At 28.6% G+C, this 26,014-nt stretch carries 25 protein-coding genes and 2 tRNA genes; 9 read left to right on the forward strand and 18 right to left on the reverse strand.

From position 1 onward, the window contains the following. The first annotated feature begins 160 nt into the window (after window positions 1-160). From BR69_RS0104495 to BR69_RS0104510, 4 genes are all read left to right on the forward strand, one after another. Window positions 161-237: transfer RNA gene (locus BR69_RS0104495), tRNA-Asp, on the forward strand. Between the two features lie 58 nt (window positions 238-295). Further along, window positions 296-369, forward strand: a tRNA-Cys gene (locus BR69_RS0104500). Between the two features lie 205 nt (window positions 370-574). Continuing rightward, on the forward strand, window positions 575-976 hold the full coding sequence (mscL, locus tag BR69_RS0104505) for a large-conductance mechanosensitive channel protein MscL (protein WP_027632122.1): 402 nt from the start codon (window positions 575-577) through the stop codon (window positions 974-976). 69 nt (window positions 977-1,045) lie between these two features. Further along, entirely contained in the window at window positions 1,046-1,690 is a 645-nt protein-coding gene (locus BR69_RS0104510) for an HD domain-containing protein (protein ID WP_027632123.1), read from the forward strand. Between the two features lie 73 nt (window positions 1,691-1,763). On the opposite strand, the gene BR69_RS0104515 is transcribed toward BR69_RS0104510, so the two are convergent. Continuing rightward, window positions 1,764-2,660, reverse strand: coding sequence for a hypothetical protein (locus BR69_RS0104515; RefSeq protein ID WP_027632124.1), 897 nt, complete (start codon window positions 2,658-2,660; stop codon window positions 1,764-1,766). Between the two features lie 337 nt (window positions 2,661-2,997). Here BR69_RS0104515 and BR69_RS0104520 point away from each other — a divergent pair, with 337 nt between their 5' ends. Next, a complete protein-coding gene (locus tag BR69_RS0104520) occupies window positions 2,998-3,984 on the forward strand; it encodes a tyrosine recombinase XerC (RefSeq protein WP_027632125.1) in 987 nt (328 codons plus the stop codon). Between the two features lie 20 nt (window positions 3,985-4,004). Here the strand turns inward: BR69_RS0104520 and BR69_RS0104525 are convergent, their stop codons facing one another. After that, window positions 4,005-4,334: a hypothetical protein gene (locus tag BR69_RS0104525; protein ID WP_027632126.1), complete on the reverse strand. Its 330-nt coding sequence runs from the start codon at window positions 4,332-4,334 to the stop codon at window positions 4,005-4,007. Window positions 4,335-4,479: 145 nt separating this feature from the next. On the opposite strand from BR69_RS0104525, the gene lexA reads away from it, so the two are divergent. Continuing rightward, entirely contained in the window at window positions 4,480-5,088 is a 609-nt protein-coding gene (lexA, locus tag BR69_RS0104530; RefSeq protein WP_027632127.1) for a transcriptional repressor LexA, read from the forward strand. Window positions 5,089-5,130: 42 nt separating this feature from the next. Here lexA and BR69_RS0104535 read toward each other — a convergent pair whose 3' ends face one another. The 11 genes from BR69_RS0104535 to BR69_RS21070 all read right to left on the reverse strand — a co-directional run bounded on the left by BR69_RS0104535 (window position 5,131) and on the right by BR69_RS21070 (window position 17,015). Beyond that, window positions 5,131-6,411, reverse strand: coding sequence for a methionine gamma-lyase family protein (locus BR69_RS0104535; RefSeq protein ID WP_027632128.1), 1,281 nt, complete (start codon window positions 6,409-6,411; stop codon window positions 5,131-5,133). A gap of 98 nt (window positions 6,412-6,509) precedes the next feature. Then, window positions 6,510-6,752 carry an RNA chaperone Hfq gene (hfq, locus tag BR69_RS0104540; protein ID WP_027632129.1) on the reverse strand — a complete coding sequence of 81 codons (243 nt, stop codon included), beginning with the start codon at window positions 6,750-6,752 and terminating at the stop codon, window positions 6,510-6,512. A 54-nt stretch (window positions 6,753-6,806) separates the two neighbouring features. After that, entirely contained in the window at window positions 6,807-7,736 is a 930-nt protein-coding gene (miaA, locus tag BR69_RS0104545) for a tRNA (adenosine(37)-N6)-dimethylallyltransferase MiaA (RefSeq protein ID WP_027632130.1), read from the reverse strand. 14 nt (window positions 7,737-7,750) lie between these two features. Further along, entirely contained in the window at window positions 7,751-9,610 is a 1,860-nt protein-coding gene (gene mutL / locus BR69_RS0104550; RefSeq protein WP_027632131.1) for a DNA mismatch repair endonuclease MutL, read from the reverse strand. A gap of 13 nt (window positions 9,611-9,623) precedes the next feature. Then, on the reverse strand, window positions 9,624-12,260 hold the full coding sequence (gene mutS / locus BR69_RS0104555; RefSeq protein WP_027632132.1) for a DNA mismatch repair protein MutS: 2,637 nt from the start codon (window positions 12,258-12,260) through the stop codon (window positions 9,624-9,626). A 67-nt stretch (window positions 12,261-12,327) separates the two neighbouring features. Beyond that, window positions 12,328-13,659, reverse strand: coding sequence for a tRNA (N6-isopentenyl adenosine(37)-C2)-methylthiotransferase MiaB (miaB, locus tag BR69_RS0104560; RefSeq protein ID WP_242840656.1), 1,332 nt, complete (start codon window positions 13,657-13,659; stop codon window positions 12,328-12,330). A gap of 615 nt (window positions 13,660-14,274) precedes the next feature. Next, a complete protein-coding gene (locus BR69_RS0104565) occupies window positions 14,275-15,594 on the reverse strand; it encodes an ABC transporter permease (RefSeq protein WP_027632134.1) in 1,320 nt (439 codons plus the stop codon). 2 nt (window positions 15,595-15,596) lie between these two features. Further along, on the reverse strand, window positions 15,597-16,259 hold the full coding sequence (locus BR69_RS0104570; RefSeq protein WP_027632135.1) for an ABC transporter ATP-binding protein: 663 nt from the start codon (window positions 16,257-16,259) through the stop codon (window positions 15,597-15,599). Between the two features lie 53 nt (window positions 16,260-16,312). Further along, window positions 16,313-16,528, reverse strand: a complete 216-nt coding sequence (locus BR69_RS0104575) for a helix-turn-helix domain-containing protein (protein WP_027632136.1) — start codon at window positions 16,526-16,528, stop codon at window positions 16,313-16,315. A 14-nt stretch (window positions 16,529-16,542) separates the two neighbouring features. Further along, a complete protein-coding gene (locus BR69_RS21420; protein WP_084315256.1) occupies window positions 16,543-16,806 on the reverse strand; it encodes a DUF2975 domain-containing protein in 264 nt (87 codons plus the stop codon). Further along, the gene (locus tag BR69_RS21070) at window positions 16,806-17,015 is read right to left on the reverse strand and encodes a hypothetical protein (RefSeq protein ID WP_051623488.1); all 210 of its coding nucleotides are present in this window, start codon (window positions 17,013-17,015) and stop codon (window positions 16,806-16,808) included. The genes BR69_RS21420 and BR69_RS21070 overlap by 1 nt, the downstream gene beginning before the upstream one ends. Before the next feature lie 1,024 nt (window positions 17,016-18,039). On the opposite strand from BR69_RS21070, the gene BR69_RS0104585 reads away from it, so the two are divergent. Genes BR69_RS0104585 through BR69_RS0104595 form a run of 3 tightly spaced genes read left to right on the forward strand, consistent with a single transcriptional unit; the run spans window position 18,040 to window position 20,679 of the window. Beyond that, window positions 18,040-19,227 carry an aminotransferase-like domain-containing protein gene (locus BR69_RS0104585; RefSeq protein ID WP_027632137.1) on the forward strand — a complete coding sequence of 396 codons (1,188 nt, stop codon included), beginning with the start codon at window positions 18,040-18,042 and terminating at the stop codon, window positions 19,225-19,227. Between the two features lie 59 nt (window positions 19,228-19,286). Next, window positions 19,287-19,439: a hypothetical protein gene (locus BR69_RS21765; protein WP_160169935.1), complete on the forward strand. Its 153-nt coding sequence runs from the start codon at window positions 19,287-19,289 to the stop codon at window positions 19,437-19,439. A gap of 43 nt (window positions 19,440-19,482) precedes the next feature. Continuing rightward, a complete protein-coding gene (locus BR69_RS0104595; protein WP_027632138.1) occupies window positions 19,483-20,679 on the forward strand; it encodes a pyridoxal phosphate-dependent aminotransferase in 1,197 nt (398 codons plus the stop codon). 32 nt (window positions 20,680-20,711) lie between these two features. On the opposite strand, the gene BR69_RS21075 is transcribed toward BR69_RS0104595, so the two are convergent. From BR69_RS21075 to BR69_RS0104620, 5 genes are all read right to left on the reverse strand, one after another. After that, entirely contained in the window at window positions 20,712-21,587 is an 876-nt protein-coding gene (locus BR69_RS21075) for a GNAT family N-acetyltransferase (RefSeq protein WP_051623489.1), read from the reverse strand. A 101-nt stretch (window positions 21,588-21,688) separates the two neighbouring features. After that, window positions 21,689-23,638 carry a bifunctional 4-hydroxy-3-methylbut-2-enyl diphosphate reductase/30S ribosomal protein S1 gene (locus tag BR69_RS0104605; RefSeq protein ID WP_034849350.1) on the reverse strand — a complete coding sequence of 650 codons (1,950 nt, stop codon included), beginning with the start codon at window positions 23,636-23,638 and terminating at the stop codon, window positions 21,689-21,691. A 33-nt stretch (window positions 23,639-23,671) separates the two neighbouring features. Further along, window positions 23,672-24,316 carry a (d)CMP kinase gene (cmk, locus tag BR69_RS0104610; RefSeq protein ID WP_027632140.1) on the reverse strand — a complete coding sequence of 215 codons (645 nt, stop codon included), beginning with the start codon at window positions 24,314-24,316 and terminating at the stop codon, window positions 23,672-23,674. A 20-nt stretch (window positions 24,317-24,336) separates the two neighbouring features. Then, complete coding sequence (gene aroH, locus BR69_RS0104615) at window positions 24,337-24,714, reverse strand: chorismate mutase (protein ID WP_027632141.1); 378 nt, start codon at window positions 24,712-24,714, stop codon at window positions 24,337-24,339. A gap of 2 nt (window positions 24,715-24,716) precedes the next feature. Beyond that, window positions 24,717-25,943: a BaiN/RdsA family NAD(P)/FAD-dependent oxidoreductase gene (locus BR69_RS0104620; RefSeq protein WP_027632142.1), complete on the reverse strand. Its 1,227-nt coding sequence runs from the start codon at window positions 25,941-25,943 to the stop codon at window positions 24,717-24,719. Window positions 25,944-26,014: the final 71 nt, after the last annotated feature.

Raw genomic sequence — 26,014 nt, forward strand, 5'->3', positions numbered from 1 at the left:
TAGAGTGATTTATTGTATCCTTTTTAGTGTTATATTATAATATATAAACTATAGATGTTTTAGATATTATATAAAATATGGTTAATTAATTTCCATATTTTAACTTAAATTTATTGACAATATAATTGTAGTATAATATAATTAATTTTGTAAGTTATTTGGCCCAGTGGCTCAGTTGGTTAGAGTGCCGGCCTGTCACGCCGGAGGTCGAGGGTTCGAGTCCCTTCTGGGTCGCCATTTATTTTATTCAAGACTACTAAGTAGTGGAGTAGTATATAAATTTAATTATACTTATGGCGCTATAGCCAAGTGGTAAGGCACGGGTCTGCAACACCCTTATCCCCAGTTCAAATCTGGGTGGCGCCTCCAAAACACTTAAGTTTATACTTAGGTGTTTTTCTTTTTATTTTAGAACTTCTTATAAATAAATTCATAAATAATACAAAAGATATATTCGTAATTATAAATAATAAAATTCAATTTTAAGTAATTAATAATTATTATGAATAACTATACACTATTGATTGTTTTTATTGTATAATAAACATTGCAATAATTTTTAAGGAGGACTAATATGTTAAAAGAGTTTAAAGAATTTGCCATGAAGGGCAATGTTATGGACTTAGCCATAGGGGTAGTAGTAGGAGGAGCTTTTGGTAAGATAGTAACTTCTTTAGTTAACGATGTTATAATGCCTTTAGTAGGTTTGCTACTAGGAGGATTAAATTTTACATATCTAAGTATACCTTTAAGAGCAGAAAAGGACGGAATTCCAGCTCTAACTCTTAATTATGGAAGCTTTATTCAAAATATAGTGGATTTTATAATTATAGCTTTCTCTATATTCTTATTTATAAAATTATTAGGTAACTTCAAGAAAAAAGAAGAAGTTCAGGAAGTAGTTGAAGAAGTTAAAATTAGTGATGAAACTAAACTACTTATGGAAATAAGAGATTTATTAAAAGAAGAAAAATAATATATAGCAAAAGGAAAAGGTATTATTTATAATTATAAATAATACCTTTTTTAATTTTAGGAGGAATTTATGGATAAAGATATAGTTATAAATAAAACTAAAGAATTTGTTAAAAGAAGGTTAGAAAAAGATTTTAGCGGGCATGATTGGTTTCATATAGAAAGAGTATATAATACATCAAAATATTTAGGAGAAATAGAAGGTGCTGATATATTTGTAGTTTCTTTAGGAGCTCTTCTTCATGATATTAATGATTGGAAGGTTAAGAAAGAAGGAGAGTCTGATGTGGATATAAGGCTTTTACTCCAAGAATATGGAGTGGATAATGAAATAATAGATAGAGTATTAAATATAATAAATACCATGTCTTATAGGGGAGGGGTAACAAACTCTTCTCAAACTACCATAGAAGGAATGGTAATACAAGATGCCGATAGGTTAGATGCTATAGGGGCTATAGGCATAGCTAGAACCTTTGCTTATGGAGGGAGTAGGGGACGTGAAATTTATAATCCTAATATAAGTGCTGAGAATTTTAAAAGTGTAGAGGAGTATAAGAAGAATAATGGAACTACTATAAATCATTTTTATGAAAAATTATTGAAGCTAAAAGATCTTATGAATACTGATACTGCAAAAGCTGTAGCTGCTAAAAAGCATAAAATAATGGAGGAGTTTCTAGAGGATTTTTATAAAGAATGGAATTTTAAATAAGAAGGGACAGTAGATAGTTTTGTTTTTACACAAACTTATCTATCCTCTAAGAAAAACCAATAGAGAAAAATCTCTATTGGTTTTTCTTATTATTTTTTTTATCATTTTCTTCTTTAGCCTGTTTTTCTAGGGCAAGGATATATTTTTCCTTTTCTATATTAACTCTCTCAATCTCTAAACTTAATCTTTTATTAAAGTTATTCTCACTTTCTGTTTCAATTCTTTTTCTTTCTTCTTGAAGTTTAGTAGAGTATTCTAAAGAATTTTCTTTGATTTTATTTTCAAATGCTATTCTTTCATTTTTTAGTTCCTCTTTTAATTCATTATAGTTTTCTTTATGTAATTCTAATTGGCTTTCTAAACTCTCTATCTTTAGCTCTTTTTTTCTTATAAATAAATTAAGATCAGTTATTTTCTCTAATAAAGTCTTAATTTCTTCTTCTAGAGCTTCCTTTTCTTCCTTATGAGATACATTTTCTTTTATAGCTTTATTTAAGGTCTCTTTTTCTTCCTCAAGTTTTTCTATATAGGCCTTATTTTGCTTAAGTAATTCTTCTTTTGTTTCAAAATCCTTTAAGGTTTTTTCTTTATCAGTATTAATAGCCTTAATTTCCTTATCCTTTTTCTTCGAATCTTCCTTTAAAGCCATAATTTCTTCTGTAAGCCTTAAAATTACTGAATCTTTATCTTTTGATTCTTTTATATATTTATCCTTTATTTTTTCCTCAGCATTAATGCTTATATCTAGGGAATTCATAAATAGACTTATGAGTTTATTTACATAATCCTCAAAGGTTTCTATTTCTTTTTTTCTATCTCCCATAACTTCTTTAGCATTCTGCATTTCAAAAACATTTACTAAATATGATAGGCATTGCTCTTGGGTAAACCCTTCATTTTCTGCTATTTTCCTAAAAGACTTTATTGTATCTTCTGAAAGCCTCATAGTTGTTGTTTTTATATCACTCATAATTATATCCTTTCTAAAAACATAAAAAAATTTATACTGTATTATACCATAAATACATGTAATACATCAATAATATATGTATTCTTATGTATTACAAAATCAAAAACCTAGGAAAATCAATGGAATTGGTTGTTTTTGCGAAAATGAGTTTTGAAATACTAAATAACTTCGCTAAATATACATTTAGCGAAGTTATTTCTATAAAAAAAGAGGAAAAGAGATAAAGTTATAGAATTATAATATATAAACTAATATATTTTTAATGATAAAGTCTTTATTTTACTAGGATTATGCTCTATTTTATTAAACAAAGCTACATTTTACTTAGGAGGATTTTATGAAATATGATATAGAAATTATAAACAATAAAAATTTACCTCAATATTTAAATGAATTTTTAAATTATCTAACAGTGATCAAAGGAAAATCAGAAAATACTGTTGAGGGATATAAAATAGATTTAATAATGTTTTTTAGGTTTATAAAATACTATAAAGGTTTAACAAATAAAGAAATATCTTTTGAGGAAATTCCTATAGATGATGTTGATGAGAATCTAATAAGATCAATTAAACTTTCTGATTTATATGCTTTTATATCTTTTACAGAGAAATATAGAAATAACGGTACCTATGCTAGAGCTAGAAAAGTAGCCACTTTAAAGTCTTTCTTTAAATATTTAAGTGGAAAAGCTAAAATTATAGATGAAAATCCTACATTAGACTTAGAGTCTCCTAAAATTAATAAAAGACATCCAATATATCTAACTTTAGATGAAAGTAAAATACTTTTGACCTCATTAGATGAAACAAATAAGAATTATAAAAGAGATTTTTGCATATTAACTCTATTTTTAAATTGTGGTCTTAGAGTTTCAGAACTTCGTGGTATAGATATAGATAAAATAAAGGGGGATACCTTAAGTATCATAGGAAAAGGAAATAAAGAAAGGACTGTTTACCTAAATAAAGCTTGTATTAAATCTATAGATGATTATATTCCTTTAAGGGATACAGAAAAAGTTCAAGAAGATGAGAAAAAAGCTCTATTTTTAAGTAATAAAAATAGACGTATTTCCGTTAGAGCCATAGAATTGTTGGTTAAAAGCCACGTTAAAAACTCAGGCATAAATAAGGATAAATGTACTCCACATAAACTAAGACACACAGCTGCCACCTTAATGTATAAGCATGGAAATGTAGATATTAGAAGCCTTCAACAGATTTTAGGTCATGAAAATATATCTACTACCCAAATTTATACCCATGTAGATAATGAAATCTTAAGAGAAGCTGTAAAAGCCAACCCATTAAGTGATGAATAAAGAAAAAAACTAAGTTAAACTTAGTTTTTTTTCTTTATTACTATAAGTCCTGGAAAAGCTTCTTCAAAGTTATCACTAAAATTATCTCCTTCTTCTAACAAGGATGATAATCCATCAATATCTTCTATGTATTCTAAAGCTTCCAGCTTATCTTCCTCTTCTTCATTGTAGATATACTCTCCTACTTCTTCATTTGATTCATAGAGTAAATCTTCCTCATAAACTAAACTTTCATCTTCATTTTTAGCTATAGCTTGAATATTTATAGATCTTAAATCAATATCTTCCTCTAAATAATCTTTTAAATCTTCTTCTTTAAAATCATTAAGATCTTTATTAGTATCCTTCATTAATAATCACTCCTACTAAAATTATTATATAATTAGCTTTATAATTATACCAAATAAGTGTTATCATATCAAATAAACAGAACATAAGTTTGATATGATAAAATTATTATGATATAATGTTTTTAAAGATTGAGAGGTGTAATCGATGATAGAGGCTAAGAATAAAAAACAATTAGAAATATATGAGTTTTTAAAAAAATATACTGAAGAAAAAGGATATCCACCATCAGTTAGAGAGATTTGTGAGGCTGTGTCCTTAAAATCAACCTCTACAGTTCACGGTCATTTAAAACGCCTTGAAAAAAAAGGTCTTATAAAAAGAGACCCTACAAAACCAAGGGCTCTAGAGATTGTTGGATTATCCTCTATAAATAAAGAAATAATAGATATTCCGGTAATAGGAAAGGTAACTGCAGGTATCCCTATTTTGGCTGAAGAAAATATAGAAGATACTTTTTCACTTCCATCTAGTTTTATTAAACACGACAAAGAGCTTTTTATACTTAATGTAATTGGAGATAGTATGATAGAAGCTGGTATACATAATGGTGATTTAGCCATAATAGAAAAAATACCTTCAGCTATAAACGGAGATATTGTTGTTGCTCTAATAGGAAATGAAGCAACAATAAAAAGATTTTTTAAAGAAAAGGATCATATAAGATTACATCCTGAAAATAAAACTATGGAAGATATTATAGTAAAAGATTGCTCAATTCTTGGAAAATTAGTAGGAATATATAGAAGATATTAAAAGTGAGGTTTAAGTAAACCTCACTTTTAATATGTAACTCTCCTACCCTAATATTTTTGAAAGAGATATTAAAATTCCTATTTTTCCATGATCAAAGGTTAATCCCCCTTGAAGATATCCTATATAAGGTTCTCTTATAGGAGCATCAGCAGAAAGTTCTATGGATGATCCTTGAATAAAAGCTCCTGCCGCCATTATAACTTGATCTGTATATCCTGGCATATCCCAAGGCTCACATTGAACAAATGAGTCTATAGGAGATCCCATTTGTATACCCTTACAGAAATTTATTAGTTTATCCTTATCATTAAATTTAATAGCTTGTATTATATCACTTCTTTTATCATTATACTTAGGTAATACCTCAAAACCAGCAAGTTCCATTATTCTAGAACAGAATACAGCAACCTTTACAGCTTCCATTGCTATATGTGGTGCTAAAAATAACCCTTGATATAAAGATCTCATAACACCAAAAGTAGAACCACACTCCCCTCCTATACCAGGCACAGTTAATCTATAAGCAGCTTGATCTACATAAGCTTTCTTTCCTGCTATATATCCACCAGTAGGAGCTATTCCTCCACCTATATTCTTAATTAAAGATCCTGCTATAAGGTCTGCTCCTACTTCAGTAGGTTCTTTATCTTCTATAAATTCACCATAGCAATTATCTACAAAAACTATTACATCTTCTCTAATAGTTTTTACAAAAGTTATAGCTTCCTTTATCTCTTCTATAATAAAGGAATTTCTCCATCCATACCCTGTAGAACGTTGAATATGTATAAGTTTTATGGTTTTATCTTCTTCTAAAACTTTTTTTATCTCTTCAAAATTAAATTTTCCATTCTTTAAATCTACTTGCTTATAATTTACTCCATATTCCCTTAAAGAACCTATGTTCTCTTCCCCGCTTATTCCTATAATATTATGTAAAGTATCATAAGGAGCACCAGATATACATACCATAGTATCATTAGGTCTTAAGTTTCCAAACAAGGCTGCACCAATAGCATGTGTTCCATTAACAAAATGAGGTCTTACAATAGCAGCTTCACATCCTAGTATTCTTGCATACACTTTATCTAAAGAATCCCTTCCTATATCTCCATATCCATAACCAGAAGAATTAGTAAAATGGCTATCACTTATATGTTCATTTTGAAAGGCTTTAAGAACCTTTAATTGATTAAATTCTCTTATTTCATCATATATTTTAAACTGTTCTTCTATATCTATTAAAGATTTTTCATATAGACTTATAACCCTATCACTAATTTTATATTCTTTAAACAGCATATCTTTAGTAGCTTGTAACATTTTTATTCCTCCAAAACCATAAATTATTCCTAATACATATTAACACATAAAAAAAGAATAGGCAAAATTTTACCTATCCTTCCTTTTATGTTTCATTTTTATCTCTCATTTTCTACACTGTTATTAAAAAGTATAACTTTAGCTGGAGTAATTGTGCTTATAGCGTGTTTATATATCAACATCTGTCTTCCATCGCAATCTAAAACAACAGTAAAGCTATCAAACCCTTTAACAAATCCTTTTAATTGAAATCCATTTGTCAAATATACAGTTACTTGAATTTTGCTTTTTCTAGCTCCATTTAGGAATATATCTTGTAAATTATTAGCTGCTTTGCTCATGACGCTTCCTCCTTAATAATTTTTGGAATTTTATAATTACTTAAATTATACAACCTAACCTACCTTTATGTCACTTACTATTTTATTAATAATTTCATCTTCTGACAGTTTATCCTTATTCATGTATACAACCCTAGGATCCTTTCTAAACCATGTAAGCTGTCTTTTAGCATAGTTTCTAGATCCTTTTTTTATTAGCTCTATTGATTTATCTAATGTAATATCTCCATTTAAATAGTATAAAATTTCTTTATATCCTATTCCCTTCATAGACTGCATATCTGGAGTATATCCCATAGCTTTTAGTGCTTCTACTTCTTTTATAAGTCCTTTATTCATCATAATATCTACCCTTAGATTAATTTTATCATAAAGCTTCTCTCTATCCATAGTCAAAACATAATAGTTAATATCATAAGGAATATCATATAATGTATCTCCTGCATTAAAAGAGCTAAATGGTTTTCCGGAGGTTTTATATACTTCTAAAGCACGAATTACTCTTTTTAAATTATTAAAATGAATTCTTTCTGCACTTATCTTATCTACCTCTTTTAGCATGTTATGAACATATTCATTTCCTTTTTCCTTGCTTAAAGTTTCTAGATAATTTCTATATTCTTCATCTTTAACACCCTCTGTAAAAGACATATTGCAAATCAATGAGTCTATATAAAGTCCTGTTCCACCTGCTAGTATAGGAAGTTTTCCTCTACTATATATATCTTCTATAATCTCCTCTGCCTTCTCTTTAAAATCTGATACAGTAAACTCAGAGTCTGGCATTACTACATCTATAAGATGGTGAGGCACTCCATCCATCTCTTCTTTTGTAACCTTAGCAGATCCTATATCCATACATTTATATATTTGCATAGAATCAGCAGATATTATTTCTCCATTTAATATCTTTGCTAGTTTTATTGATATATTAGTTTTGCCTACAGCTGTAGGCCCGCTTATAACTAAAAGCTTTTTTTTCATAACTCTATCTACCTCTATTGTATTCTCTTAAATCTCTTTTCTAGTTCATACAGTCCCATCTTTATTATAGTGGGTCTACCATGAGGGCATGTAAAGGGCTCTTTTATATATCGTAACTGTTCTAAAAGTTCATCCATTTCTTCTTTACTCAATGAATCATTTGCTTTAATCGCTGATTTACAAGCCATAGATGCAATCTTATGAAACTTAACCTCTTCTGTTTTACCACTACCTAAGTTTTTCAAATTATCTAATATGGACATAAATAAGTTTTTCATATCTAATTTACCAAAGATATAAGGCACTTGTCTTACACTAATAGTAGTTTCTCCAAAGTCTTCTATATGAAAGCCCCCGGTTTTAAAGAAATCCTTATTTTCTTCATAAACCCCAAAGTCATCTAGGGACAAGTCTATTAAAACAGGTATTAAAAGAGGTTGTGCTATAACAGAGCCTTTTTTAATATCATCCATATATTTCTCAAACATTATCTTCTCGTGAGCCGCATGTTGATCTATTAAATAAAGGGTCTCATTAAATTCCCCTATTATATAGGTTTTATTAAATTGACCTATTACTCTTAGCTTTGGAAATTTGGCATATTCTATATTTTTTTCTACAGGAAAAGCTTTATATTTGTCTAAGTCGCCTTTATCCTCTTTTAAAATATCCTTATGAGTTACCTCTTCTTTACCTTCCAAATGCCTATAATAGGAGGTGTCTAAACTACTCTCCGTTTTGCCAATATAGTCTCCTCTTTGATTAAAATCTATTGGTATACTAACATCCTTCTTATATTCCATCTCATCAATATGATCAAAGTATGTTACATTTTCTAATTCTTCTTGTTTTTCCTCTTCTCCCTCAATTGAAAAATTGTTTTCTAAAGATTTTTTTAAAGCCTCATGAACACTTTTAAAAACAATTTTAAATAAAGGTCTATCATCTTGAAACTTTATCTCAGCCTTGGTAGGATGAATATTTACATCTATATACTCTGGAAAAATATCAATGAATAATATAAAAAAGGGAAATTTATTAATAGTTAAAAATGATTTAAAGGCATTCTCTACTGCAGTAGTTATAGTTTTATTTTTAATGTATCTATTATTAACAAATATACTTTGGTATGTTCTACTACCCCTACTTATATCCGCATTTCCTATATATCCATGAACAGAAACTAAATCACTAAATCCTTCAAAATATATTAGATTTTCACTTATATTTTTACCATAAATAGCCCTAACTATATCTGTATAGTTATTGTTTCCATAGGTAGTTATAACCTTTTTGCCATTGTTAATAAGAGTTATGCTAACCCCTGGATTGGATAGAGCTATTTTACTTACCATATCATTTATAAGAGCACTTTCACGTGAGGTACTTTTCATAAATTTTTTTCTAGCAGGTACATTAAAAAATAAGTCTCTTACCTCTATAACTGTACCATTATTACATCCTGCTTCCTTAATATAATTTATAGTTCCACCCTCTACAAATATCTCTCGTCCAAAATCAAATTCTTCAGTTTTTGAAAAGAGTTTAACCTTTGAAACAGCAGATATACTTGCTAAAGCTTCCCCCCTAAACCCTAATGTGTTTATGGAGAAAATATCATTTATCTCTTTTATTTTACTTGTGGCATGGGGCAGAAAGGCCTTTTCAATATCATCAATATGAATTCCTACTCCATTATCTATAATTTTTATTAAGGTTTCTCCTCCGTTTTCAATCTCAACGGTTATCTTAGTAGCCTTAGCATCAATACTATTCTCTACAAGTTCTTTTACAACAGAGGATGGTCTTTCAACCACCTCTCCTGCTGCTATTTTATTACAAGTTTCTATATCTAAAAGATTTATTCTTTTCAATGATTCACCACCCCTAATTTAACTCCTTAGCCTTTTTAATTAAATTGAATAAGGTGTTCATAGCATCCATTGGTGTCATAGATAAAATATCTATATTTTTCATATCTTCTATTAAATTATTTTCATTAACATCTGTAAAAGATAATTGTTTTGGTTCTTTTATTACATCTATTACTGCCTCTTTGTGACTTAATGTTTTAGTAGGTTTTTCAGTTAATTCTACTGTATTTTCTCTATTAGGGGTATTATCCTCAAGAGAAGATAATATCTCTTTTGCCCTATCTATAACAGACCTCGGAAGACCAGCAAGTCTTGCTACTTCAATTCCATAGGACTGATCTGCTCCCCCTTCTACTATCTTTCTTAAAAATAGTACAGTATTGTTAACTTCCTTAACTGCCACAGAGTAATTCTTAACTCCAGGTATTTTACCTTCTAAATCTGTTAATTCATGATAATGAGTAGCAAATAAAGTTTTGCACTTTAAAGCACTATTAGAACATATGTACTCTATGACTGACCAAGCTATACTAAGTCCATCATAAGTACTAGTTCCACGGCCTACTTCATCTAATAATACTAAACTCTTTGAAGTAGCATTATTAAGTATATTGGAGACCTCCCACATTTCAACCATAAATGTGCTTTTACCACCAGATAAATCATCTGACGCACCTATTCTTGTAAATATTTTATCACAGATTGATATTTCTGCATAATCAGCTGGAACGAAGGAACCAATTTGAGCCATTAGTGTAATTAGTGCCACCTGTCTCATATAAGTTGATTTACCTGCCATATTAGGACCAGTAATTACTAAAAGCTGCTTATCCTTCTTATTAATCTCTGTATCATTACTTACAAAATCTCCTTGAGGTATAACTTTTTCCACCACAGGGTGTCTACCATTTTTTATGCTAATAGCATCCTTAGTTGTTATTATTGGCTTTATATAATTATTATCCAATGCTATTTTAGAAAAAGATAATAAGCAATCCAATTCTGCTAGTAGTTTTCCACTTTTTTTCATCCTATCTATTTCTTTTTCAATTCTGTCCCTTATATCTATAAAGATATTATATTCAAGAGATATTAGCTTTTCTTCTGCTCCTAATATCTTTTCTTCAACTTCCTTAAGATCTTCAGTTATAAATCTTTCTGCATTAGAGAGGGTTTGTTTTCTAATATATCTTCCCTCAGGAATTGAAGAATAATTTGCTCTAGATATTTCTATATAATATCCAAATACTTTATTATATCCAACCTTTAAAGATTTAATTCCCGTAAATTCTCTCTCTTTATTTTCTAAAGTAGCTATCCACTGTTTTCCATTAAGTTTAGCATTTCTAAACCCATCTACCTCTTTATTATATCCTGTCTTTATTATATTTCCCTCTTTTATAGATAAGGAAGGGGTATCCTCTATAGCCTCATCTATAAGATCATAAATGTCTCTAAGATCATCTAGGTTATCATACATCTCTTTAAATAGTTTTCCCTTAAAGTTTGAAATTAAACTTTTAATAGGAGGAATGTTATTTATAGAGTTTTTTAGGGAAATAAGCTCTTTAGCATTTACACTTTTAGCAGCTATTTTACCAAGAATTCTTTCTATATCATAAACACCTTTTAGACTAGTATATAGATCTTCCATTAAAGATAAGTTACCTAAAAGTTCTTCTACACTTTCTAAACGATTTTCAATATGTTCTTTGCTTATAAGAGGCTGCTCTATCCATCTTCTTAATGTTCTACTACCCATTGCTGTAGAAGTTTTATCTAGAACCCATAAAAGACTTCCCTTTTTAGTCTTATCTCTTATGTTTTCTGTAAGTTCTAAATTACGTCTAGAGTTTATATCTATGGTCATATTATCTTTTATATTATAAAACTCTATAGAATTTATATTAGATAAAGCTAATTTTTGAGTATCTAATATATATGCAATCAAAGCAGAGGCTGAAAATACACATATTTCTTTACTTTCAACATACTCTTTTCCTAAATTAGTACTTAATAGATTTATATTTTCATTACAATTGAAATACTCATCACTTTTTTCAGTTATAGATAGGTTAAATTCATATATTCTTTCTTTTATTTCATCACTAACACTAGAATTTAAAATAATTTCTTTTGGCTTAAATTTAGATATCTCATCAAATATTACTTCAAAAGAGTTTCTAAAGGATGTATTATAGAACTCTCCTGTAGATATATCTGCAAAACTTATAGAAACAAATTTATCGTCATTTTTTACATAAAGGCTCATTATAAAGTTATTTTTACATTCATCTATAAAGGTTTCATCCGTAAATGTACCTGGGGTTATAACACGGATAACATCTCTTTTAACTATCCCTTTAGCCTTAGCTGGATCTTCCACCTGTTCACATATAGCCACTTTATAGCCCTTACTTACTAATCTTCCTATATAGGAATTAGAGGCATGGAATGGTATTCCACACATAGGAGCTCTTTTCTCCATTCCACAATCACGTCCTGTAAGGACTAGTTCAAGCTCTTTTGAAGCTGTCTCAGCATCTTCAAAAAACATTTCATAAAAATCTCCTAATCTAAAAAATAGGATACAGTCTTTATAATTTTCTTTTATTTCAAAGTATTGTTGCATCATTGGAGTTAATTTCATTATTTTATCACCCTCTAATAAAAATATATAAAAAGCCCTTATAATTATAAGAGCTTTTTATAATAATTTAAACTTCTTCTCCAAGTAAGGAGAATGAATTAGCCTTTGTTATTTTAACATTAACAAGGTTACCTATGTTACACTTATTACCTGTAAAGTTAACAAGTTTTCCACTTCTAGTTCTTCCTGTAATCTTAGTAGTATCTTTAAAACTTTCACCCTCTACTAATACTTCTACAGTTTTTCCTTCGTATAACTTGTTATTCTTCGCACACCCTTCATTTACAGCTTCTACTAATCTATTAAATCTCTTATGCTTAACTTCATCTTCTATTTGGTCTTCCATTTCATCTGCTGGAGTATACTTTCTTCTAGAATATATAAAAGTAAATGCTGAATCATACTGAACCTCTTTAACAAGGCTTAAAGTATCTTCAAAGTCTTCCTCTGTTTCTCCTGGAAAACCTACTATTATATCTGTAGTTATTGATACATCAGGTATTTCCCTTTTAATTTTCTCTATTACTTCTAAATAATATTCCCTAGTATAGTGTCTATTCATCTTTTTTAATATGCTATTGGATCCACTTTGAACTGGTAAGTGAATTTGTTCGCATAATTTATCACAATCACGTATAGCATATATAACATCGTCTGATATATCCTTTGGATGAGATGTCATAAATCTAATTCTCTCTAAGCCTTCAATTTCATTTACTCTTCTTAAAAGATCTGCAAAAGTTATTGAAGGTTCCAACCCTTTCCCATAAGAGTTTACATTTTGGCCAAGTAAAGTTATTTCCTTATATCCTTCTTTTATAAGTTCCTTAATTTCATTTTCAATGTCCTCTGGTTTTCTGCTTCTCTCTCTTCCTCTAACATAAGGAACTACACAATATGTACAGAAATTATTACATCCATACATTATAGTAACAAAAGCTTTTAAATCACTTTTTCTATCGATTGGAAGTCCTTCTACAATATCAGAGTGTTCAGTTTCAATTTCACGTAAGTGAGTTTCTCCTTGCTTTACCCTATTTAAGTATTCTGGAAACTTATATGCATTATGAGTTCCAAAAATTATATCCACATGAGGGTATTTTTTCATTATTTCCTCTGGAACTCCTTTTTGCTGCATCATACATCCACATACTGCAATAACAAGGTCTGAATTCTTTTCTTTAAGCTTTTTAAGAGCTCCAAGATTTCCATATACCTTAAGTTCTGCATTTTCTCTTACGCAACAGGTATTAAAAATTATTACGGATGCTTCTTCTCTTGCTAGTGTACTTTTATACCCCATATTTTTTAACATACCAGAAAGTTTTTCTGAGTCCTCTTCATTCATCTGGCATCCCCAAGTTTCTATATAATATCTCAAATTTCTTTCTTTTTCCATGATTCCTCTCCTCATTTTAAATATTACACCTAATTAATTATATATAATTTGCAGTTTTTTTTAAAGCTATTTCGTATATTATTGATTTTTATAGTAATAATTTAGAATGTAAACATTTTAATTTTTAATTAAATATCATATTAAATTCCATCATATTATAATAAATCATAGGAAGTATAAATTTGTTGAAGGAATATTATCAAAATTGTAAAATAAGTACTATAAGAATATAAGTCAAGATTAAGTTGCCAGTATTGTTTATTTTACAAGATCAGCTATCTCTAGCTATGAAACTAACACTAATGTACCAAGCTTTCATATTAGAAATTAAGCTAGATGGTGTATTTGAAGCGATTCTCAATTAATTGAAATAGTTTCATATTCCACCCTAAAGAGAGAACTCATAAAAATATATTTAAAATTAACAGCTCTACATATATTAGTTTCTTTAAGCTTAATATTAAACTAAAAAGTACCTATAGATAAAAACTTTTATTATGTATATAAATAAAGTGAAGATTTCAATAGTTAATTCTAATGAAATCTTCACTTACTTATAGTAATTTTCAAATCCGATTTATAAATAATAGTTTGAATTTTTATAAAATACTAATTCTATTCATATCTTAATGATTCTATTGGGTCAAGCTTTGAAGCCTTATTTGCTGGATATAAACCTGCAATTACGGAAATTAATATAGCAAATCCAATCGTTCCTAAAATTAACCATATAGGAGTAGAAAAAATATTAGGAACATCACTAATTCCTTTTGATTTCAATACATTATCTAAGACTACTTTTATGATTTGAGTATTTATTAAACTAAAAACTAATCCAATTAAACCTCCTATAAATCCAATTGCAGCTGATTCCATAATAAATAATCTTCTTATATTACTTCTAGAACATCCTAAAGCTTTCATTATACCAATGGATCTTGTTCTTTCATATATAGCCATAGTCATTGTATTAATTACACCTATGACTGCTAGTACAGCCTTAATCATAGTGAATGTAGACTTAACACCTTTCATCATTGATTCTATACTCATAGTTTCATAACCCATTTTAGTAATTTCATCTGAAACCGCTGAAACATCAGATATACTTTTTAACGTAACTTCTACTTTATCCAATCCAGTTTCTTCGTAATCATTCTTATTTAAACTTTTATAACCTAGTAAGTCTTTCGTATTATCAATAGAAGATATTATTTGATCACTATTTGGAAAATCTGCACCTACTACACCTACAATCTTAAAATTCTTAACTAAAGGTTCAATGCTAGGCATTCCTGATATATTTGGTAACTTAGCTGTTAAAGTCATCTCTTTCCCTATAACAGATTCAGCATCTTCAATACCTATTTTATCTAAAAGTTTTTTTCCTACTAATATTGAGTTTTTGTCTTCTTTTTTAAGCATTCTACCATAAATAATTGGTTTTAAATCTTTTTTATTCTCTTTAATTTCTACAGTTTCTATAACATTATCAGTAAATATAGGATAATCTAAATCATATGCCAATATAGCTGTATCTTTTATATCTTTATCCATAAACTTTTTTTCAATAGATCCTATATACTTATAAGCAGATATATCCTCAACCTCTTTAATTGCTTTAATTTTCTCTAAGGCATTTTTATCTAGAATATTAGGTTTTGATTTGGATTTCTCAGAAGATTTTTCTCCATCTTTAGTAGTTTCTAAAATTGAGCTATCTGCTTCTTTATTATGAGGATTTACGTTAATAACATTAGCAGCTATATTAGACTTCAATTTATCTTCTATAATTTTTGGGGTTCCTACTCCTATACTTACCATAAGTATTATTAACATAGCCCCTATAGAAACTGCAAAAGATGTAAGAAAAGTTCTCATTTTTCTTCTCCTTAGATTTCTAAATGCTGTTTTTATACTGTTCTTTAATTTCATAACTATACCTCCACCTTACCATCTTTTATTCTTATAATTCTGTCTGCATGTTTTGCTTCTTCCATATTGTGAGTTACCATAACAATGGTATATCCTCTTCTTTTAAAATCAGTAAGGATTTCCATAACTGCTAAACCCGATTTAGAATCTAAATTTCCAGTAGGCTCGTCCGCTAAAATTATTTTAGGATCATTTGCTAAAGCTCTAGCTATACTGACTCTCTGTCTTTGACCACCTGAAAGTTCCGTAGGTTTATGCTTTATTCTATCTCCCATACCCAAATCTTCAAGTACTGATTTAGCTCTATCTTTCATTTCTTTATCAGATGCTCCTGCTATAACTAGAGGCATCATAACATTTTCTAATGCTGTAAGGGTAGGTTCTAGATTAAATGATTGAAATATAAATCCAATTTTTTCATTTCTAAACTTAGACATTTTCTTATCCTTTAATTTACTAATATCCTGGTTTTCAATAATCACTTCTCCCATTGAAGGACTGTCTAATCCTCCTATCATATTCATCAGTGTAGATTTACCAGAACCCGATGGTCCAACTATAGCAACAAATTCACCTTTTTCTATGTCTAAACTAACACTATCCAGCACAGTAAGTTTCTCACTACCAATATTATAAATTTTACTTATATTTTTAATTTTTATCATATTCTCTCTCCTTTTAATATCTCTTATATAAACTAATACAAAAATTATTTTAGTTACTTATCATTTTCATCTGTATACTCTAAAATATCTTTAGGTTGACAATTTAAAACTTCGCATAATGAACTTAGTGTAGAAAAGCGGCTAGCTTTAGCTTTGTTATTTTTTAATATAGAAAGATTAGCCTTAGTTATACCTAATTTTTCTGAAAACTGTGTAGAATTAATCTTTCTTTTTGCCATCATCACATCTAAATTTACTATAATAGGCATGGCGCCACCCCTTTCTATATGGTCTTATCATTTTCATCTTTGATTTGTATAAATTTATCAAATAGCTGTGATAAAACTAAGAATAAAAGCCCTATAGTTATACCAACAAAAGTAACTACAAAAATCAGTCCTATCAAAAGAATTCCTTCAAAGAAACTAGTTGAATACTTTATATATGTTGCACAAGTAATAAAAATAAGTATCTGTACAAAAGAACAAAATGCAATATTCTTTAAATAATCAACAATGACAAGTGTAAATGAATTATCTTTTAATATTAATTTGCAGACTTTTTTAAATTAAATAATGCTATAACATATGGAACGGCACATATGTAAATACAAATGGATATTTTTACAACTAAGTTAGTGTCCTTTAAAAAATATTGACTTTTTAAAAATGCTGTTGTAATAAGTGGGGTTCCTAAAAGCATTAATAGCGTAATACATATTCCTAGAAATACAAGAAAGTTTAATTTTTTTTTCATTTTAGAAACAACTCCTTTAAATTTATATCATTATAATAAATAATTATTTATCGTTTATAAATAAAAATATAATCTTAAGCAATATATTTTTATTTATAAAGATTGATTTTAAATTACAATATACCTTCTGTACATTAAAGGATTTAAGCTCACCTACATAGATATATAAGTCTTTATATTGAAATTTTTTTCATATAAAATAAAGATTAGTTCTATATAATTAATTTTAGCTCACTCTCAGCTGTACAATTATAGAAAAAAGGCTAATAAGGATTTTTATTCCCTACTAGCCTTTACTATATTTCTTAATAATCTACACCTATAATCCCTCTATTTTCATATGAGATTTTATTTTAATTACGTAGCAATATTATAAAAAATATAAAATACTTAAAAGATGTGCTTATAATATATGTACTCTAAAGTTTATATGATTCTATTTCTTTAAGAAAAAATACTTTTAAAAGGAGACCCAAAACCTATAATAATGATATAGAAATGGAGGGGTTCAAAAAATAATCTAAATACGAAAGAGACCTTAAAAGCTTAGGGATTTAGATTATTTGATGATAAATATATAAGTAAAAAATTATATAATTTGAAAAATAAACTAGTTGAAAAGTTGAATTTAATTAAATTTCAATTAAAAAATATATAAACTTTGATCCTAATAATTAAAAATTTATTTTAGCGGTTAACCCCATATATCTAAATGATATTTTAATTGTCCATGAATATATAAATATAAAGCACATTCTAAATAATGCTTGAAGTAATTTATTGAAATAATCTTTAAATGCTATTATATATAAAATAATATTTAAAAACTATTTCGTATATTATTAATTTTTATAGTAATAATTTGCAATGTAAACCTTTTAATTTTTAATTAATTAATTAAAAATTATATTAAAATTAATCATATTAGAATAAATCATAAGAAGTAGAAATTTGTTGAAGGAATATTTTCAGAATTGTAGAATAAATACTAATAGTGAGTTGAATATAAGTGGGGGTGCAATTTATGAATTTTAAATTTGCGGAAAGAACATCAAAGATAAAAGCTTCAGAAATAAGAGAGTTATTAAAACTAACAGAGGAGCCACAAATAATTTCATTTGCAGGAGGACTTCCTGCACCTGAATTATTCCCAGTTGAAAATATGGAGATAATAGCTGCAAAAGTTATTAGAGAGCAAGGTAGAGCTGCTCTTCAATACAGCACAACTGAAGGATTTACTCCTCTTAGAGAAGTTATAGTAGAACAAAGATTAAAGCCAATAGGAATTAACGCTACTGTGGATAACATTTTAATAACTAGTGGATCACAGCAAGCTCTAGAATTTACTGCAAAATTATTTATCGATAAGGATGATATAATAATTTGTGAGAGTCCAAGTTACCTAGGAGCTATAAATGCTTTTAATGCTTATGAACCAAAATTTGTAGAGGTTCCAATGGATGAAGATGGAATGATAATGGAAGAGCTTGAAAAGGCTTTAAAAGAAAATCCAAAAGCTAAATTTATATATACAATACCAGATTTCCAAAATCCATCTGGAGTTACAATGTCTGTAGAAAGAAGAAAACGTTTAACGGAAATTGCTAAGGAATATAATATTCCTGTAGTTGAAGATAGCCCTTATGGAGATTTAGTTTTTGATTGTGAAAGATATCCTACCATAAAGAGTTTTGATACAGATGGATATGTTATACACTTAGGTACTTTCTCAAAAACCTTCTGCCCTGGTCTTAGACTAGGTTGGGTATGTGCATCAAAAGAAATTGCTCAAAAATATACCCTATTAAAGCAAGGAGCAGACCTTCAATGTAGTACCTTAGACCAAAGAATAGCTGCTCAGTATATGCAAGATCATAATTTAGATGAGCATATTGCAAAGATATGTGAAACTTATAAAAGAAGAAGAGATTTAATGCTTAATGCTATGAAAGAATATTTCCCTAAAGAAATAAAGTTCACTAACTCTAAGGGTGGATTATTTACTTGGGTTGAACTTAGAGAAGACTTAGATTCTGCTATCATATTGAAGGAAGCTCTTGAAGAAAACGTGGCTTTTGTTCCAGGGTCATCTTTCTTCCCAAATGGAGGACGTAAAAACTTCTTTAGACTTAACTACTCTAATATGACAGATGATAAAATAGTAGATGGAATTAAAAGACTGGCAAAAGTTATCAATAAACATTATAATTAATAATAAAGACTGAATAGATATCTCTCCTTGGGAAATAATAATCCTAGGGAGGGATAATTATGTATGATGCAAAATCTAAAGAAAAAGAAGAAGTCACAGATATAAAATATTATGAGTCCATAAGCGACAGAGGATATTTTTATAATCCTGTTCCTTATTCAATAGGAAGAACAAAATTGTCTTACGTACCTAAAGAAAATTTATTTGAATAAAAAATTTATACTTATAAGGTTATTTTAAGGGGGATTTTATTCTATGAAAATATCAAAAAGAATTGAAAATATGCAATTTTCACCTATTCGTAAGCTTGCTCCATTTGCTGAAGAAGCAAGGAAGCAAGGAAAAAAGGTTTATGGTCTTAACATAGGACAACCAGACATAGAAACTCCAAAAGAGTTTTTTGAAGCAGTTCAAAGCTTTGATGACAAAGTCTTGAAATATGCTGGCTCTCAAGGAGTAGATAAATTAATAGAAAGTTTTATAGAATATTATAAGGGTTGGAACATAAACTTTAATAAAAACGAACTTTTAATTACTTACGGTGGAAGTGAAGCTATACTCTTTGCTTTAATGGCTATCTGTGATGTAGGAGATGAGATACTAATTCCTGAACCTTTCTATACAAATTATAATGGATTTAGTGAATCCGCTGGAGTTAATGTGGTTCCATTTATAACAAAGGCTGAAGAAGGATTTCACCTTCCAAAGAAAGAAGAAATAGTAAAAAATATAACTGATAAAACAAGAGCTATTCTTGTATCTAATCCAGGTAACCCAACTGGAGTTGTTTATACCTATGAAGAAGTTAGACTTCTTGCGGATATAGCAAAAGAATATGATCTTTATATAATATCAGATGAGGTTTATAGAGAGTTTATTTATGATGATTTAAAATACACCTCCACTATGTATATGGAGGATATACAGGATAGAGTTATATTAATAGATAGTATATCAAAACGTTATAGTGCTTGTGGAGCAAGAATCGGTTTAGTTGCATCAAAAAATACAGTTCTAATTAATCAAATATTAAAACTTTGTCAGTCTAGGTTATGTGTTCCTACAATAGAGCAAATAGCCGCTGCAAACCTTATAAACACTCCTGAAAGTTATTTTACTAAAGTAAAAGCAGAATATGAAAGAAGAAGAAACATAATGTTTGAAGGCCTTATGGATATTGAAGGAGTTATATGCAAAAAGCCAACAGGAGCATTCTATGTTGTTGCAAAACTACCAGTAGAAAATGCAGAACATTTTGCTAAATGGTTATTAACAGATTATAGCTATGATAATAAGACAGTTATGGTAGCACCAGCTGAAGGTTTCTATGCAACTGAAGGACTTGGAAAAGATGAAATAAGACTTTCATACTGCTTAAATATTGATGACTTAAAGGATGCTATGAATATCCTAAAGAATGCTTTAAGTAAATACAAAGAAGATTATAAGTAAACATAAATAGGCTACCCTATCTTTTGGGTAGCCTATTTATGTAATGTCCAATTAAACATATAATTTTCTTCTTTAAAGCCAAGTTTCTTGTACAAATTCAATGCTATATAATTATCAGCATAACACCTAATTCTAACATCTTTAAACCCTATATTTTTACATATATTAATAAGAGATTTCATTAATATATCCCCTAAGCCATGATTTCTATATTCTTCTAATATGCCTACGTTCACAATTAATGGATTTTTATTACTTAAGATTATTTGACCATATCCTGCATAATGATTTTTATCTTTTATAAAAACAGAACCCCTCTTAAGATAAAAGCTTTGTTTTTCTTCATAGAATATATCTCCTAGAGTCAATGGGATACGATTTTCATCGTAAAAAACTGAATTTTGGATACTGCATCTTAGCTCCTCATGATAGCTTTCTTGAAACACTTCAATAATGTTATTATCTATTGGAAACTGTTTTAAGTTTTCTATATTTAGTTTTAACTCCACTAATGAATTTCTTATATAAAATCCCATTCTACTTAGGATGGTATTTAGTTCTTCCTTATAAGTACAGTTATAAGAAAAATTATATTTAGATTTTTTAAAACCTGGAATATTATTTCTAAAAAAATTTATTATATCATATTCCATATATTCAGGATTAATATAAAAACTTCTTATATTATATGAACCCTCATCTATAGCCTCGTACCATAAAAATCCTTCATAATTCCCTGCAATTTTTAAAAGATATATCTTATTTAAAAATAATATTTTTTTATACCAACAAGTAATAGCCATATACTCAGAAAAGTCTTCATTATATTTATTAAATTCTAAAGCCTTTTTATTCAAAAAGTACATATGTTTCTTATTAAATAAATTTAATTTCTCTACTTTATTCATAAATTAAGTCCTCTATTAATAGTTATTTCTTCTAAATTTTAACACTTAATTAAGAGTAAAACAATATTAAAACTAAAAAAAGGTGACTTAGTCACCTTTTTTTACTCAACTGCTTTTATACTTAAAGCTATTCTCTTCTCTTCTGGTTTTACATCTAATATTTTAACCTTAACGCTCTCATTTATTTCTAAAACCTCTCCTGGTTTGTTTATCTTATTATGACTTATTTGAGAGAGATGAACTAGTCCATCTATTCCTGGTTCAAGTTCTACAAAAGCTCCAAAGTCTGCAAACCTTACTACTTTTCCAAGAGCTATATTCCCTACTGGATAATTTAGATGAGCATTATCCCATGGGTTTGGAGTTAATTCTTTTATACTTAATCCAAGCTTCTTATTTTCTCTATCTATATTTATTACTTTAACATTAAGTTTTTCACCTATCTTAAGGACTTCTTTAGGTGAGTTTATTTTTCCCCAACTAATTTCAGAAAGATGAAGAAGACCATCTATCCCTTTAATATTTACGAAAGCTCCAAAGTCTGATATTCTTTTTACTTCACCTTCATATATACCATTCTCTTCTATTGAATTCCAAGAGTTTTCTTCATTTTTAATGCTATCTTCTATAAGAATAGCTTTTCTAGATGCCACTATTTTTTCTTTCTTTTCATTATCTATAAATTCGATTATTTTTACTTCTATAGTCTTATTAACATATTCACTTAAGTCTTCTACATGCTTTAGATCTACTAAGGAAGCAGGTAGGAATACATTAACTCCCTTATACTTGCATATTAAGCCTCCGTTTATAGCCTTAGAAACCTTAACCTCTATTACCTGTTCTGTTTTAAATATGTCCTCTATTTCATTCTTAATTTTATCTTTTTCTAATTCAACTCTTGATAAAACAACATTTCCATGTTCATTTTTTATCTTTATAACTTGTGCTTCTATTTCTTCTCCTGATCTAAATTTCTCTTTTAAATCAACTTCCTCTTCATAAGATGCTTCATTTCTAGGAATAAATCCTTCATCCTTATATTTCAAATCAACATATAGTCCTTCTCTAGCCACACTAATTATCTTTCCTGTTATTCTTTCCCCAATGTGTACTGATGAGTTATTACTATCCATATAGTTTAATACATCATTCATATCAACAATATTACTTTCTATATGATTTTTCATGTCAGCATCACTATTATTATCCTTACCTACTTTAGCTAAGGCCTCATTAATTATCCACTCTGGAGTAGAAGCCCCTGCTGTAACTCCTATATTATCATATCCAGAATTTAAAAATTCAGAAGGAATTTCCTCTGCTCTTTCTACATGTATTGTATTTTCGCAATTGGATTTACATATTTCATAAAGCTTCGTAGTATTAGAACTATGTTTTCCTCCAATAACTACAACAGCATCTACATTCTTTGATAATTCAAAGGCACTTTTTTGCCTCTCTTCTGTAGCTGAACAGATTGTATTAAATACAACGAATTCTTTACATGTTTTGCTAACTTCTAAAACTGCCTTTTCAAAATCAGCTTGCTTTTGTGTAGTTTGAGAAACAAGACAAACTCTTCTTGGAAGTGTCTCGCTGAATTCTCCATTTTTATATACTATTGCACTATTATTACACCATCCATTTATACCTATAACCTCTGGGTGGTCTTTATCTCCAACAATTACAATTCTAAAACCTTTATCATAATATTGTTGTGCTTTCTTTTGTATGTTTGTTACATAAGGACATGTAGCGTCTTCTACAATTAATCCCTTTTCTTCTAACAAATCATAGGTGCTTTTAGATACACCATGGGATCTTATTATTATAACATCCCCTTTAGTTAAAGATTCTATTTCTTCTATATCAATTGGATATATATCTTTATCCTTTAAAAAATTTACTGCATCACTATTGTGTATTAAAGGTCCAAGGGTATATATCTTTTTATTATATTGCTCTCTAAATTTTAATGCCTCATCTACAGCACGTTTTACACCAAAACAAAAACCTGCTTTATCTGCTAGTTTTATCTCTTTTTTCATAGCTATCGCTCCTATATAATTTATGGTTTTTAATTATTTAATAAAAGATGCTATTTTATTCACTACTTCATCAATACCAATGCCTGTAGTGTCTATCTCAATAGCATCATCTGCTTTTCTTAATGGATCTACTTCCCTATTGGTATCAAGGTCATCTCTTCTTATTATATCTTTTAATATTTCCTCATAAACTACATCTAATCCTTTTGATGTAAGTTCATTGTATCTTCTTGAAGCCCTCTCTTTTGGGCTTGCTGTTAAAAAGAACTTAAATGGAGCATTCTTTAAAACTACAGTACCTATATCCCTTCCATCCATTATAACATCATATTCCTTAGCCATTTGTTGCATAAGTTTTACAAGTTTTTCTCTCACTTCTTTTATGGAAGCATAGGCCGAAACATTATGACTTATTTCAGGTACTGTAATAAGATCATTTACATCTTCTCCATTTAAAATTAATCTATCATTATTAAAATGCATATTAAGATTTTCAATTATGGTGCATACTCCTTCAGTGTCATTAGGAGAAATTCCTTTCTCTAAAGCCTTAAGGGTTACTGCCCTATACATAGAGCCTGTATTTATGTACATTAAACTAAATCTATCTGCAATTAATTTTGCAATGGTACTTTTTCCTGCACCAGCTGGTCCGTCTATAGCAACTGATATTCTCAAGTATATTCCGCCTTTCTTATTTATAAGTGCTCTTGCTCATTATAACATAAATCTTTTCTTAAATCTTTTGCTTTTTTTAGATATACATGATAAATGTTATCTAGAGATTCATTATAAAATACAGTGACTCTAATACACTTAGAAAGGTAGGATGAATTTTTTACCTTCATTTCATTAAAATGCATTATAGCTGCATTATTTATATTAAAATGCTCCCTAATAAATTTTCCTGGATAATCCTTATCTATATCATCTGTACACGAAAATATTATAGAGCTTATGTCTTTAATATTTAAATTATTTTTTTTAATAATTTCATCCATCATAAATATTGAATTGCTCTTTATTTCATCTATTGTATTTTCAGCTATAGTTATTGCTCCTCTTATGGCAACCAAATTTATTCACCTACCCTAGTTCCAGCTAAATATCCTGTAGAAAATGCTATTTGTACGTTATAACCTCCAGTAAAGGCATCTACATCCATAACTTCTCCTGCAAAATAAAGGTTATTTACTATCTTAGACTTCATAGTTGAAGGATCTATTTCCTTAACATTTACACCACCTGCTGTAACAATAGCTTCTGCTATAGGTCTTGTACCAACCACAGTTAATGTGAAGTTTTGTATTAATTTTCCTAATTCTTTTCTCTCTTCCTTTTTTATAAGATGAACTTTTTTATTTTCATCTATCCCACTTAATTTAATCACTACATCTATAAGTTTTTGAGGTAATAAGTCTTCTAAAGAATTTTTGAAGTCCTTATTTATATATTTAGAAAAGTCCTTTTGTAGCCTTAAATCCATTTCTTTCTCTGATAGTGCAGGTTTTAAGTTAATAGATAATTTATAAGTTTTCCCATTCTCCACTACTCTGCTTCCACTTAAAATTATAGGACCAGAAGCACCATAATGGGTAAATAACATCTCTCCAAAGTCCTTATAAAGGCTTTTATTTTCCTTACTAAGAATATTGATCTCTACATTTTTCAATGAAAGCCCCTGTAAATCTTTAATCCAAGGTTCTGACACTTGAACTGGAACTAAGGAAGCTTTAGGAGGAATAATTGAATGCCCTAACTTTTTTGAAAGCTTTAATCCATCTCCAGTAGAGCCTGTTAAAGGATAAGAAACTCCACCAGTGCATAGTATAAAATAATCACCTGAGATTTTTGTATCATCCTCAAGGAGTACACCACTTATTTCATTTTCTTCTTTCACTATAAAATCCTTTACTTTACAGCCAAGTTTAAGGGAAACTTTTTTATCTATTAAGGCACTATTAAATGCCCCTATTATATCTGATGATTTATCAGAGCATGGAAACACCCTATCCCCTCTCTCAGTTTTAAGAGGTACTCCTAAGCTTTCAAGAAGCTTTATAGTATCTAAATTAGTAAAAGTGTATAGAGAGCTATAGAGAAAATGAGGATTTCCTGGTATATAATCAAAAAACTCACTTATATCCTTTCCATTAGTTACATTACATCGTCCTTTTCCAGTTATATATAGTTTCTTTCCTAGTTTATTATTTCCATCTATTAGAGTTACTTCATGTTCTTTTGCAGCTTGAAGAGCTGCCATCATACCTGAAGGACCTCCACCAATTACAATAACCTTACTCATATATTCAGCTCCTAATAAATTATTAAATCATCATAAGAGTATATCCAAAACATGTATATTTGTCAATTTAC

Origin of the sequence: Clostridium hydrogeniformans DSM 21757 (genome assembly GCF_000686705.1) — a bacterium.
Lineage (GTDB): Bacteria > Bacillota > Clostridia > Clostridiales > Clostridiaceae > Clostridium_Z > Clostridium_Z hydrogeniformans.